Origin of the sequence: Paenibacillus sp. MAHUQ-63 (genome assembly GCF_028765165.1) — a bacterium.
In the GTDB taxonomy this organism is placed as follows: domain Bacteria; phylum Bacillota; class Bacilli; order Paenibacillales; family NBRC-103111; genus Paenibacillus_E.
Genome location: NZ_JARADB010000003.1, coordinates 1,619,955 through 1,633,251 on the forward strand (window position 1 = coordinate 1,619,955; position 13,297 = coordinate 1,633,251).

Here is a 13,297-nt window from a genome sequence, read left to right on the forward strand (position 1 = left end):
TTCATCAGATGCTCATATAAATTGTTGCGGATCCACGCCCCATTTCTCCATAAACAGATCCTTCGAGCGCTTCACAATCGCCTTAAACTGCTGCTGGCTTTTCTTGCCGAAGCTGGCGCTGCCATGATGGAAGATAAAAGTGTCCTCCGCCATCATCAGCTTGTAGCCCGCCAGCCTTGCCCGATAACAATAATCATCATCCTCGAAATGTCCGGGACTGAACCGCTCATCCAATAAGCCGATGGTGTCCATCACTTCTCTTTTAAATAGGAAGCAAAAACCGATAAGACGTTGAACCTCGGTATACGTTCCTTTCTTCTGCTCGTTGTACCTGAGCGTCATCTCTTCGAGAGTCGTATAAGGCTCCTCGATTTTCTGCCTGCCACTGGCATAATTGGTCATCGGTCCGACAATACCGACATCCGGTCTGTGAAGAAGACAATCCAACAAATTGACCAGCCAATTTGGAGTTAGCAGCACGTCATTATTCAATAACAAAATCGTGCTGCCTTTGGCCAATTTCATGCCGGTGTTGCATGCAACCGGAAACCCCCTGTTGTCGGGAAATGAGACGAAAGGTACTCCTTCCTGAACCAGAAATTCAAGTGTACCGTCGGTAGATCCATTATCGACAACAATAATTTCATACGGAACCTGCGTATGAAGACGAATGGAATAGATGCAATCCATCAGCAGTGCTTTCTCATTAAATGTCGGAATAATGATACTGGTTGCATTCAATGGAATCCCTCCCCAAGTGCGGAACGCTTCCGGATACCATCCTTATAATGAAGCCGGCTGCAGTAGCTGCTGAGTAACATGTGCATGGCTTCCAAATGGTCGCCTAGGATGAGACTCGAGACGGGATTGGAAGCTCCTGTATTCCATTTGGTCACCTTATTGCCTGAGATCACATCGATGCTGGCTGGAGCGCATATCGATAGGCCGAGCTGGATCGCCAGAGCTTGAGCTTTCGGAGGTACGGCCAAATTGGGTGCTCCGATTCGTTCAATCGCATTCCGGGAAAGCATATGAGGAATGGCTGTCATGGAATTCGTTTTTAAATCTTGTCTGCCTTGAACCGTATTCAAAAATTGTTTCATCACCGTTACGCCGTCGCGACGAGCAAATTGGCCGATGAAAGGGGTCATATCATTGAGGGCTACATCCGCTCCCCGGTCTATAGCTCGTATGAATGGAACCAATTGTCCTGCCTTAATCGGGATATCACCATCGATAAACAGCACCATATCTGCTGTCGCTAACCTTGCCCCGATAGATCGCCCAACATCATAACCAACGGAATATGGATAATGAACAATCGTTGCAAGCGGGCACTGCCGGGCGATCGAGAAGCTGTTATCGGTTGAACCGTTGACAACGATGATGATTTCCTTCATCGGAAGACGCTGCAGCTGTGCGAGTACGCCCGCTATCGTAGAGCCTTCATTAAACACTGTGATGACAGCCGACAGGCTTTTCAGTGTCGGAACCAACGTGCCCTCCGGCTTCTCGATGCCCGCTTGTGTGCAGTAGCCGGTAAGAAAAGCCTCCGCACACCGTTCATATAATGCATCCGGGATTTTTCTGCCTTCCCCTAAATAGTGGTAATACCACAGGAAATTAATATAGCGGATAGGCTGTTCATTTTCCGGAAGCGGGTGATCAACCGCATAGCGACTGCCAGCCTTCTGCGTTATAGGTATCCACTGTACCGATGGTGCCATCCGTCTTCCTCTTATCAGTTTGCCCTTTCTTTTCAACCGCATCGGCACTTTCTTGCGTAATCGCTGTACGGTAGCTTTTCGTTTCATAACTTCACCCCACAAAGGATCGATCCCGGGATAAATCTGTCTGGAGACCACGCTCGTTCGTATCCTGCAGTAACCATTCGATGGCTTCCAAGTGGTCTCCGATAATGAGATGCCGCAGCGGATCTACCTTGTATGCTTTCCTTTTTCGCGGATTCATTCGCCCTACATTGACTTCATGCACCTTGTGAAGATCAAGTCCTTTGCGCACAGCGATCGTTTGAGCTAGCGGTGGCACAGACAAATGCTTGGCATCGATCTGTTCAAGCGCTCTTCGGCTTAACGCGTGGGGAATTGTCGTCATGGATGCTCCACGCAAATCAGGGCGGGAAAGGGCAAGATTCAAAGCATGCTTCGCTAGTACAACAGGATGAACTTCATCGGTTAGAACTTTGCCCGTGTAACTGTTCAACGCTACGTCGACACCTCGTTCAACGGCATAAACAAAAGGTTTCAAGTCCCTTGCCGGAATCACAATATCGGCATCTGTAAACAACAGGATGTCACCTCTCGCATGCATGGCGCCGATACTTCGGCCTACATCATGGCCTAACGATTCCTTGAAGGATATCACTCTTGCCCCCATCCTCCTGGCAATGTTCTCTGTACCATCCGTCGAGCCGTTACAAACAACGATTACTTCTGTAAAAGGATGCACCAATTGAGCCTGACGAATGACAGAGGCTAGCGTCTTACTTTCGTTCATTGCCGGTATGATGACCGAAACTTTGGGTTTTTCCTGTTCGGATAAAGGTTTGGAGGCATAGCGAGGTTTCGCTTTCGGTTTCAAGCTCTTTCGTATCACTCGCTTCTTCATATTCACTTCCTCCTGAGCGAATTGCCATTTGGTTTCGTTCCCATTGTATGTGTATTCATCCCGAAGGGCACGGCATCCGTTTAACCCCTGTTCGGCTTTTGCTGAAAATGGGACATCTATCCCTACCCGCCGTTCAAATAAGTCCTAACTGCATTAGCCGTTTTTTGGCCTGTTGTCCTATTACCCAAGGCGAGTACTCGGAACGGATGGTATGCTTGCCATTTTGCGCAATGAACGCCCGCCACTTCTCATCCTGCACCAGCCTGCGCATGTAATAAGCGGCATGCTCCGTATCCGGCTTAGCCCAAATTTGATGCGCCTTGTACGGTCCGATGTCCTGGCCAACCGGAACAAGCTTATAATCCACTGGGCAAGCGTTGTCGGCATTCATGTAATCGGTATTTCCAGACCAGTTCGTTCCGATTACCGGCTTGCCTAAGTACATAGCCTCTGCCATGACAAGGCCGAATCCCTCCGAGCGATGCAAGGATACGAAACAGTCTGTGGAGTTAATTAACGTATCCACTTGATCGCGGTTTAGGATTTGCCGAATGAGATAGATGTTGGAATATCCCTCCATCAGCTGCATAAGTTCTTCAAGATCCTTGGGGTTAGATTTGGGGTTATTGACCTTAACGACCAAGCCGACAGACTCATCATCCGGCGGGAACGCTTTTTTAAACGCTCTGATAACAGCCTGGGGATTTTTTCTTGCCTTCGTACTGTGTGTATCATACATACTTAAGAATAGAAATCGATTTTCAGGGAGCCCGAATCGCTGGCGATCATACGATTGGTCATTTCTCATATAGATCGGATGCGGAATTTTCACAACGGGGTGGGGAGACTTCTGCTGCACAGCATCCACAATAAATTGAGAAGGCGCCCATACTTCGTTGACTAGCTCAAAGCTTCCTCGCCATTCATCGGGAAACTCCGGCAGCTCCCACGCCCAATATCCAATATTGAAGCGATTGCGAAAGATTTCCCGACCCAAGGGATGGAACGGATGGTCATAAGCGTCTCGTAGATTACTCGCATTCATATGGAAGAAGTTCACATTATAAGGCGCGCCATCCATTTCCTTGTGAATCCATGTCATATCGTTGTTTCTGGCCGACCTGGCACCTGGATCTGCAAAATTGACGATGCCGAAAGGAAGCTCTACGGTCTCGAAGGACTTTGCCATTAATCGGCACGCTTCACCGATTCCAATCTCCGTCCGAATGTAACCGATCAGGTTCACACCCGTGTGCAAAACCGGCAGTTCTAGATTCGATGGTGGTTCGATGGATGCTGGTAGTGACTGAGGCTCAGAGGTTTCTATTGCAGTTGGAGGTTGAAGCAACTCTACAGGCTGTGCAGGTTGTTCTGTTTCTGTTGGAATGGTAGCTAAGAAAACATGACTCTTTCTAATAGGTTTAACACTCAAAGGTCTCCTAGTTTTGAGCTGCTGCTGTTTTTTCTTCACATTAGACTTTATCATTCGTTTGTGAGCTGCATCCTTTAGCTGCTTTCGGGTTTTTGCATTGGAAGTTTTCCTCATTCGACTTCACTCCTTTACTTGTCTGACTAGGTCATTTCCACCAACCTTCCTCCATACTATGAATACCTCCTTCTAGATTCATACGCATGAACCCAGCTTGGCTAAAAATTGGCGAATGTCTAGGGAGTTTTGGGTTAATTTGCTTATTGCATAAATGGTATGTCCCAAATAAAACAACCCCTCCTCATCTAACCTTAGATGAAGAGGGGACTTTGGGATGAACTCTTGCACGCGGATTTATCCAGGGCTGCGCAGGAGTTCCTCTAGATTTCTCATTGATCTGAATACCCGTTATCTTTCTCGTGAGCACCTGCTGATATTTCGCAATGATGCTTAAGTTCTCAGCGACATGCTTTGCCAGCGACGGCGAGGTTTCTATGCATTGTGTGACACTCTCGATAATACGCGCCAAGGCGCGTTGGCTGAGGGCCATAGACTCCAATAAATCTAATTGAAGTAATTCTTTTCTATCCTCGGATCTCATTTTTCCATATCGCTTCCTAATCCGAACAAATCGCCAAAGCCTCCCGCTACTCCGTTTGAAGGTTCCTCCTCCTTGGCAAGGAGTACCCCCATATGTTTAGCAAAAGCAACTTCCATCTTAGTAATCCCCTCAATGACGGATATAAGCTGCTCATGAATGTCGTGCGACTCCTTCACATGCTCAGCGTTGTCCGCATAGGCAGCCGTAGATAAGTGATTGCAAATCCAGTTTCTTGATTTCTCGGCATGGACCGCTTTCGCTTCCAGAATCAAAGCAACGTTATACTGTATTTTCACCATAGCATCCAAGATGGATAAGTAGCTTTCCGTTCTGTCCAATGTGTTCACCCCAATCCTTATTCGTAGCTAGGAGCTTCTTTCATCATATTCATGATTGGTGCTATATTATCCGATAAGGCATTCTCTAAATCTGCTAAACTATTCAAGTAGGTGGCAATTCCTTTGGTTACTTCAAGAGAATGCTCCATCAGGGTCTTAATTTCCCCTAGGGATGGATCCTTATCCGGTATTTGTCCCACCAAAACGGCCATATGTTCAACAGCGAAACGTTTGGCTTCCAAGATGTCGGCCAGCTTATGTTGGGACTTCGCCATATACTCAAGAATCGATGTAATCCTTTCCTCCACACGTGTTCCTCCCTTTGTATCCGCATTGGCTGTGATTTCCTCACTTCTCCATTAGCATATGCGACTCTATATAAAGTGGGACTCCTCCTCAGCAAAACAAATTTGCCCTCTTACCATATCAGTCCCTTATAATGATCCGTTTCCGGTTTCACGTCAACAATGCGCACCAGATCGATCACTTGCTTCGCTGGTAAAATGTCCAGAACGAACTCCAGGTTCTCCTCGTTTTTCTGAGCGACGACAATAAGGTCTGCGAATTCCTTGATCTCCTCCAGATTAGGTGCGAGGAGTTTGGCCAGATGCGGAACTGTCGATTCGATGTAGTGCTTGTTCGCGCCCACTAACTGGGAAGTAAGCACATTGCTGTCATAAATCTTAATATCGTAGCCTTTGCCCAGAAGCCTTTCCAATAATTTCACGACGGGACTTTCGCGCAAATCATCCGTCCCTGATTTGAAAGCCAAGCCAAGCACACCCACTCGAACCATACCCTCCGCTACGATCATATCAAGCGCCTTCTCAATCAACAACGCATTGCTGCGTTCAACCGAAGAAAGGACAGATAACTCCACATTTCTCGAACGGGCCATCGCGTTGAGTGCCTTCAAGTCTTTGGGCAAGCAAGATCCGCCGTAGGCAAAGCCAGGCATCAAGTAAGCGGGGGATATATTCAAATGGCGGTCTTTCACAAACAAGTTCATCAGCGTATGCGGGTCGACGTTCATCGAATGACACAGAGCGGCGATTTCGTTTGCAAATACGACTTTTAGCGCATGGAACGAATTATTCACGTATTTGATCATCTCCGCCACTTCTCTGTCCGTTTCCATGATCGGCGCCTGAATAGGGCTATAAATGTTTCTTAGCATCTCTAATGCTTTCTCATTGCGAGTTCCAATTAACGTATAGGGGGGGTTAAAGTAATCTTCAATACTAGTGCCTTCACGCAGAAACTCGGGATTGCTGACAACGGCAAAATCCTTGTCGACGACTTTACCCGAGCGGGCAATTCTCAGCTCAATCTCCCGGCAGGTTCCTGGCGGTACCGTCGAACGGATAATAATGGTTTGGAACTTCTCTCGCCCCTTGATGGCATCACTGATTTGATCCGCCACATGCCGAATAAAGGACAGGTCGGGATAACCGCTTTTATCCGAAGGAGTCCCTACGCAAACGAGGCAAATATCAGCTTGCGCGACGGCCGTCTGAATATCACTCCTTGCCGATAACCTGCCTTGTTTATGCTGCTCTGCCACCAATTCGGCGATCCCTTTCTCAACGATAGTCGGTATTCCCCGATTGATCAGATTCACCTTGTGCAGGTTCACATCCACACCGATGACTTGATTGCCCATTTCGGCCAGACAGGCAGCCGATACGCATCCTACATATCCGAGACCAAATACAGCTATTGTATACGCAGTCATAGCAAGCTCATCTCCTGTACTTTTCAATTTCATAAATGACCTTCTTCGCGGTTTCCCTCCTGTTATACATCTGCGAAATTTCTTGTTTGGCAGCCTTGGCCTTTTCCTTCGCTTCCGCCCGATTGTCAAATACGAGCCTCATCTTCCTTTGTAAGTCCTCTATGGAAGGCTCTGCCCAGTAATGCCCGTTACAAATAGGGTTATCATTCCCGGAGATCTTCACCAATCCCTGAATATCGACCAGATAAGCATTGCGTTCGTTCATAAAATCCGTATGCCCGCTCCAGTTCGTTCCGATCACCGGCAGCTCCATCAGCATGGCTTCGAAGAAAGGCCTTCCCCAGCCTTCGCCTCTCGTCGGGAGAACGAACGCATCGCATGCGCGGTATAGGCTCGCGATATCGCTGGGTACCAGCATATGGTCAATGATATAAATGCCGGGACGCTTTTCTTTCGCTTTCGGGTGGGAATGGATAAATTGCTCAATTATATCCGTCTGACGGCTATCGCGCAATTTGATAACTAATGCCGTCTGATCCTCCTGCGAGAATTCGTTTAAAAAGGCTTGAAGCAGCAGATCATACCCTTTACGCTTCTTCAAATCGAAAACAGATAGAAACTTAAACGACTCCGTAATCGGCAAAGATAACGCTGGCCCTTCCGGAGAAAACCCCCGGTAATCAAAAAAATTAGGAATGAGGTGTAGCGGGACCTTGACGCCGGATGAAGTGAATGTCATCTCATTAAACCGGCTCTGTACCCAGACTTCATCGAACTTGTTCAACTCCTGTACCCAGCTGTCTGGAATCCGATCCGTCTCGAACGTCGTACGGGCGATGTTAATACGGAAATCGGGGTTGATGCGGGCGAAGGAACCGATCCAGTTGTACAAATACACATCGTTCGTAGGCAAGGAGTTGCTCTCGAACGAGGAAATGTAATCGATTTCCTTCGGATGCAGCACCTTATATTTATCAGACGGATCCCTTACTTTGATTCGGACACGATATCCTGCTTGATCAAGTATCCTAAGCAGATTACGGTTTCCCTCCGCAAGTCCGTGTCCGTTATAGAAGATACCTTCAAGCAAAATATTCATCCGCTTCCCCGCCTTTCCGGACTAGTTGAACAAGTACTGGTACTTATCCATTTCCCGAACCACACTCCTGGCCACTTCCTGCAAATTGTATCTCGCCAACAAATCTTGGCGGGCTTTGCGGCCGGTCGCCTTAGCCTCTTCCGGATGCTCATAAACGTATCTCATCTTTTTCTGCAGATCCTTGAGTGATGGCTCCGCCCAATAGTGGCCGTTAAACAAATCATCCTCGGCATTCTCGATACGGACCAGCTTTTTGACCTTCACGAGGTAGGAATTATCCTCATTCATAAACTCCGTATGGCCGCTCCAATTAGTGCCAATAGTGGGCATTTCCATTAACATCGCTTCAAAAAAAGGCCTTCCCCAGCCCTCTCCTCTTGTTGGCAGCACAAAGGCGTCACATAGCCGGTATAATTTCAGAATGTCTTCCATCTGAAGCATATGATCGACAATATAGATGGCTGGGCGATCCTTACGAGGTTTGGGATGGTCCGCAATAAACCGCTCGATCTTCTCACTTTTGCTGCTGTCCCGGATTTTGACCATTAACGCAACGTGATCGTCTTTTGAAAATTCATTCAAGTACGCATTGAGCAGCACATCGTATCCCTTGCGTTTCTTTAAATCAAAAACCGACAGAAATTTAAACGATGGAGGGAACGCATAAGGTAAAAGAGGACCTTGCGGCGTAAACTCATTCAAATCAAAAAAGTTGGGGATTAAGCAAAGCGGAGCGGTTACTCCGGATGAAGTGAACGTCTGTAGATTAAACGTGCTCTGTACCCATACTTCATCAAACTTGTTTAACTCCATAACCCAGGATTCGGGAATCCGATCCGTTTCAAATGTCGTACGCGCAATGTTAACGCGAAATCCAGGTTGGTAGCGTACATGCGAGCCGACCCAATTGTACATATAAATATCGTTAGAGGTTAATTGCGTATTTTCAAAGGAAGAGATGTAATTCACTTCATCAGATGGCAGCACCTTATGCTTCTCAGCCGTATCCCGGGCTAGAATGCGCACACGATATCCGGCTTTATCAAGGATCCGCAGCAGAATACGGTTTCCTTCAGCAAGACCGTGCCCGTTATAAAATTTACCATCCAATAAGATGTTCACTATTCTCACCTTCCTTAGAACGAAACTTATTTAGTTCCTTCGTCACTCTCGCGGCGATATCGTTAAGCTTATAGCTGCGGAGCAAATCGCTGCGCGCCTGCTTCCCTATTCGCTTGGCTTCTTCCGGATGTTCGAATACATACCTCATTTTTTTCTGCAAGTCCGGTATCGAAGGCTGTGCCCACAGATGGCCATTGAACATCGGGTAATCACTATTTTGAATCCGTATCAATTGTTCGACCTTAACGAGGTACGCGTTCGATTCGTTCATAAAATCCGTTTGTCCACTCCACCCCGTACCAATGACCGGCATTTCCATCAGCATGGCTTCAAAAAAAGGCCTCCCCCAACCTTCGCCGCGAGTGGGAAGCACGAATGCGTGGCACGCCTTATATAATCCGAGCAATTCGCGCGTTGAGAGCATTTGATCAATCATATAAATCGCCGGCATTTCACGTTTGGATTTCGGATGCTCATCGATGACGCTTTCCAACTTGTGAATTCCGCCGCTGTTGCGGATTTTAATGACTAGAGCAACATTATCCTTTTGTGAAAATTCGTTCAGAAAGGCCTCGAGCAAGATGTCATAGCCTTTGCGCTGCTGCAAATCGAATACGGCTAGAAATAAAAAGGATTTGGCAACCGGCATTGCCAGCGGCTTGACGTCAAGATCATAAGCGTTCGTATCGAAGAAGTTCGGAATCAGCCGCAGCGGCACGTCTACACCCGATTTCGCAAACGTGTCGAGGTTGAAGGTGCTCTGTACCCAAACTTCATTGAACTTGTTAAGCTCCGGCACCCAGTCGTCCGGAATCCGGTCTGTTTCAAACGTCGTGCGCGCTATATTAATCCTAAAATCCGGATTATACCGAATTGACGTTCCCACAAAGTTGCATAAGTAGATGTCGTTGGAACTCAATTTGTTTTTTTCAAAGGAAGAGATGAAGGCAACTTCTTTGGGCTCTAAGACGAGGCTTCTTTCATGTGAGTCCCTGGCTAATATCCGGACCTGATAACCGGCTCGATTCAAGATACGCAGCAGAATGCGATTCCCCTCAGCGAAGCCGTGTCCGTTATAGAAGATACCCTCCAAGAGAATGTTCATGAATCCTCACCTTCCATGCCGTTGATTAACGATCCACTGCGAATTTATTGATTTCCTTAGCTACCTGTTTGGCAACCTTCCGGAGGCTGTATGTCTTCAGCAGCTCCTGCCGGGCTCTCCTGCCCCGCTCTTTCGCTTCATCCTGATGTTCATAGACGTACCGCATCTTCCTCTGCAAATCTTTCGTAGACGGCTCCGCCCAATAATGTCCTTCATACTTAGAAGGATCGGGATGATCCTTCAGACGGACAGGGACTAGCTTCTTCACACGAATAAGATACGAGTTTTCCTCGTTCATATATTCCAATTGTCCGCTCCAGCGGGTGCCAATCGTCGGCATTTCCATCAGCATCGCCTCAAAGAAAGGCCGCCCCCATCCTTCCCCGCGGGTGGGAAGAACAAAAGCGCTGCAAGCCCTATATAAACTTAGCAGCTCAGGTGTTAACAGCATTTCGTCAAGAATATGGACAGGCGGACGCTCGAGCTTCGATTTAGGGTGAGCTTCAATCATGCTCATCAGCTTTTCAACCCCCTCGCGGTCACGGACCTTGATCACGAGAGCCACATCGTCGCTGCGTGAGAATTCATTCAAGTACGCACGCAGCAGCACATCATACCCTTTGCGTTCAATCAAGTCGAACACCGAAAGGAATTTGAACGACTGCGAGAGCGGCAGTGCAAACTTGTCACCCTGCGGGAGGTAAGCCGGATCGTTAAAAAAATAAGGAATAAACCGCAGGGGCGCTTGAACGCCGGAGAATTCGAAGGTTTTCATATTAAAGCCGCATTGCACCCAGACCTCATCGAATCGATTCAGCGTAGCTACCCACGAAGCAGGGATGCGGTCCGTTTCGAAGGTCGTGTGCGCAATATTGATGCGAAAATCAGAACGGGTATGAAGCGCTGAGCCAGATCCCCGGAATAGGAATATATCGTTGGAGGTTAATTCCGTATGTTCAAAGGAAGCCAAATACTGTTTTTCTTCGCTTGTCAAAGCAAGCCCTTTGTCCGACTCATTATCCCTGGGTTCAATACGAACGCGATAACCACACCTGTCAAGAATGCGCAGAAGAACCCGGTTCCCCTCTGCATAGCCGCTGCCCGTGTAGAAGTAGCCCTTGAATAAAATATTCAATCAGGGGTCACCATCCTTTCTAGACCTCTATCTCCAATATATTTACACCGGTTACTGCCCGTGTTGGGCAAACCTCCTAGTTCAAAGATCTATTTGTAAATTTATTGTTAATTAATTGAAAACTAAATGTGAAAGTTAGTACATCCGCCTCTGCTGTATCGTTTTTTTTGCATAACATACTACAAAGGAATGAAAATTTTTGCTTATGATGCGAGTTCTATGAAACTCTAAGGAGGTTTTCCTATGTTCCAAGACGTATCTGTGCTTATTCCTTATAAGTCCGACAATGGTCCCAGAGACGCCGCGTTTCAATGGATCAAAAAATTTTATAAGAAAGCGATGCCGGATGCCGAAATCTGTATTGGAGAAGACAATAGCGAACTTTTCAACAGATCCAAAGCCATTAATAACGCATTCAAGCAATCCACAAGAAGCATTATTGTCGTAGCGGACAATGACACCATTTATGATCCTGCCATCATTACCAAGTCCATCGAACTCCTCGATCGTTATACTTGGGTCGTGCCTTTTCACGATGTGCTCAATATTTCGGAGGAAAATTCCAAGAAGATTTATGAGAGCAAAGCCAAATGGCCTTTAAAAGTAAAAATCAAGGACTACCGCCGCAAAGATTTCTCCCGCTGGGCCGGGAAACTAAATGTGCTCCCGCGCGGAATCTATAAGAAGGTCGGCGGGTTCGATGAACGATTTATAGGATGGGGCTGCGAAGATACTGCGTTCGCTTTATCGGTAAACGTGCGCTGCGGAGCCTACCGTCGTCTCGATTCCGATGTATATCACCTCTGGCACCCTTATGTAGGCACGAAAGGCAACCCGAATCATGATGCGAATGATGCTATTCTTAAACAATACAAGAAAGCAAAGACCAGAGAAGCAATGAAAAAGCTGATATTGGAACGCGGCAAATTTGTTTAAATCATTCTGAACGAAGTTGAGGTGGAAGCTCATTGGCGAAGTTCGAATCTGACTTACGGGTACCCTCCAAAGGGAACTATCTAACCATTCAACAATGGTTTAAGACCGGCAGATCTTTAAACTACAAGCATCGATTGAAAAAATTCCATTTCCAGCAAGACGTGCCTTTTTTGGAGCCCAAAACGATAGAAAAAAAGCTTCACTGGTACTTTCGCAGATGCGGAGTGAAGTGGAAGACGGATACGATATATCCGACAATTTATGCCGCTGTGATCAAGAAGGGGAGAATCTACGGAGCCAGAGGCGTTGTTTTAACGCCAGAGAATAAATTCATCCGGCACATTTCTTATTCGGAGATTTTAGCCGGCAAGGATCGGCTCCCTGAACCTCTCTATCTCAATAAAACCGTTGCCTATCTCTCTTTCCGGTATCCGAATAATTATTTTCATTGGATGTTTGACGTTCTTCCGCGAATTGCTATCCTCCGTCAATGTAAAGTCAACATTCATAAATACGTAATCAGCCCTCCGGGCAACTTTCCTTACCTAGAAATGCTGCAAGCTTTGGGTATCCCTCAAGAGAAAGTGATCATCGCCTCCGAAGATTTCCACCTTAAGGCAAATAAAGTGGTCGTTGTTGATAAATATTCCAAGTGGGCGCCCTATGCCCATACCTATCCCGAATGGGCCAGCAAATTTCTGCGCGATGAATTATCCGCGTGCAACACGAAAGGAACCTCCAAAAAGTATGAACGTCTGTACGTAAGCCGTGCTCATGCAGGCGGGCGCAAGATAACGAATGAAGATGAAGTTGTAAAATACTTGGAATCCTACGGATTTCACTGCATCCATCCGGGTACGATGTCATTCGCCGAACAGGTCAGAGCTTTTCAATCCGCCGACATCATCGTATCTCCGCATGGCGCCTCATTGGCTAACTTGGTTTTCACGAATCCCGGAACGAAGCTGATCGAGATCTTTTCCCCGAACTATGTCAGGGATTACTATCTGGTCATCGCCGCCCATATGAAATTGGACTACTATTACTTGATAGGCGAGGGCAAGCGCCCGATTCGTGAACACAAATACACGAAGGGCTTATATGATGATATTACCGTGAACATCGATGGTTTAAAGAAGATTTTGCAGAAAGCTGGTGTTGACAAATAA

General features: G+C 47.0%; 14 protein-coding genes. 2 read left to right on the forward strand and 12 right to left on the reverse strand.

From position 1 onward, the window contains the following. Window positions 1-12 precede the first annotated feature (12 nt). From PUT07_RS22970 to PUT07_RS23025, 12 genes are all read right to left on the reverse strand, one after another. A complete protein-coding gene (locus PUT07_RS22970; protein ID WP_274470821.1) occupies window positions 13-741 on the reverse strand; it encodes a glycosyltransferase family 2 protein in 729 nt (242 codons plus the stop codon). Continuing rightward, complete coding sequence (locus PUT07_RS22975) at window positions 738-1,727, reverse strand: glycosyltransferase family 2 protein (protein WP_274470822.1); 990 nt, start codon at window positions 1,725-1,727, stop codon at window positions 738-740. Before PUT07_RS22975 ends, PUT07_RS22970 begins: the two co-directional genes overlap by 4 nt. 91 nt (window positions 1,728-1,818) lie before the next feature. Further along, the gene (locus PUT07_RS22980) at window positions 1,819-2,628 is read right to left on the reverse strand and encodes a glycosyltransferase family 2 protein (protein ID WP_274470823.1); all 810 of its coding nucleotides are present in this window, start codon (window positions 2,626-2,628) and stop codon (window positions 1,819-1,821) included. A gap of 133 nt (window positions 2,629-2,761) precedes the next feature. Continuing rightward, complete coding sequence (locus tag PUT07_RS22985; protein ID WP_274470824.1) at window positions 2,762-4,174, reverse strand: glycosyltransferase family 4 protein; 1,413 nt, start codon at window positions 4,172-4,174, stop codon at window positions 2,762-2,764. Between the two features lie 184 nt (window positions 4,175-4,358). Beyond that, entirely contained in the window at window positions 4,359-4,658 is a 300-nt protein-coding gene (locus PUT07_RS22990; RefSeq protein ID WP_274470825.1) for a hypothetical protein, read from the reverse strand. Then, the gene (locus PUT07_RS22995; RefSeq protein ID WP_274470826.1) at window positions 4,655-4,996 is read right to left on the reverse strand and encodes a restriction endonuclease subunit S; all 342 of its coding nucleotides are present in this window, start codon (window positions 4,994-4,996) and stop codon (window positions 4,655-4,657) included. Before PUT07_RS22995 ends, PUT07_RS22990 begins: the two co-directional genes overlap by 4 nt. A 17-nt stretch (window positions 4,997-5,013) precedes the next feature. Next, window positions 5,014-5,304, reverse strand: a complete 291-nt coding sequence (locus tag PUT07_RS23000; protein ID WP_274470827.1) for a hypothetical protein — start codon at window positions 5,302-5,304, stop codon at window positions 5,014-5,016. A gap of 110 nt (window positions 5,305-5,414) precedes the next feature. Then, entirely contained in the window at window positions 5,415-6,764 is a 1,350-nt protein-coding gene (locus tag PUT07_RS23005; RefSeq protein ID WP_274470828.1) for a UDP-glucose dehydrogenase family protein, read from the reverse strand. Beyond that, a complete protein-coding gene (locus PUT07_RS23010; protein WP_274470829.1) occupies window positions 6,739-7,830 on the reverse strand; it encodes a glycosyltransferase in 1,092 nt (363 codons plus the stop codon). Before PUT07_RS23010 ends, PUT07_RS23005 begins: the two co-directional genes overlap by 26 nt. A gap of 21 nt (window positions 7,831-7,851) precedes the next feature. Then, window positions 7,852-8,952: a glycosyltransferase family 4 protein gene (locus tag PUT07_RS23015; protein WP_274470830.1), complete on the reverse strand. Its 1,101-nt coding sequence runs from the start codon at window positions 8,950-8,952 to the stop codon at window positions 7,852-7,854. Further along, complete coding sequence (locus PUT07_RS23020) at window positions 8,930-10,057, reverse strand: glycosyltransferase (RefSeq protein WP_274470831.1); 1,128 nt, start codon at window positions 10,055-10,057, stop codon at window positions 8,930-8,932. Before PUT07_RS23020 ends, PUT07_RS23015 begins: the two co-directional genes overlap by 23 nt. Window positions 10,058-10,082: 25 nt before the next feature. Further along, window positions 10,083-11,192 carry a glycosyltransferase family 4 protein gene (locus PUT07_RS23025; RefSeq protein ID WP_274470832.1) on the reverse strand — a complete coding sequence of 370 codons (1,110 nt, stop codon included), beginning with the start codon at window positions 11,190-11,192 and terminating at the stop codon, window positions 10,083-10,085. 243 nt (window positions 11,193-11,435) lie between these two features. Here PUT07_RS23025 and PUT07_RS23030 point away from each other — a divergent pair, with 243 nt between their 5' ends. Together PUT07_RS23030 and PUT07_RS23035 are read left to right on the forward strand one after the other, a co-directional pair. Beyond that, window positions 11,436-12,128, forward strand: coding sequence for a galactosyltransferase-related protein (locus tag PUT07_RS23030; protein ID WP_274470833.1), 693 nt, complete (start codon window positions 11,436-11,438; stop codon window positions 12,126-12,128). A gap of 32 nt (window positions 12,129-12,160) precedes the next feature. Continuing rightward, on the forward strand, window positions 12,161-13,297 hold the full coding sequence (locus PUT07_RS23035; protein ID WP_274470834.1) for a glycosyltransferase family 61 protein: 1,137 nt from the start codon (window positions 12,161-12,163) through the stop codon (window positions 13,295-13,297).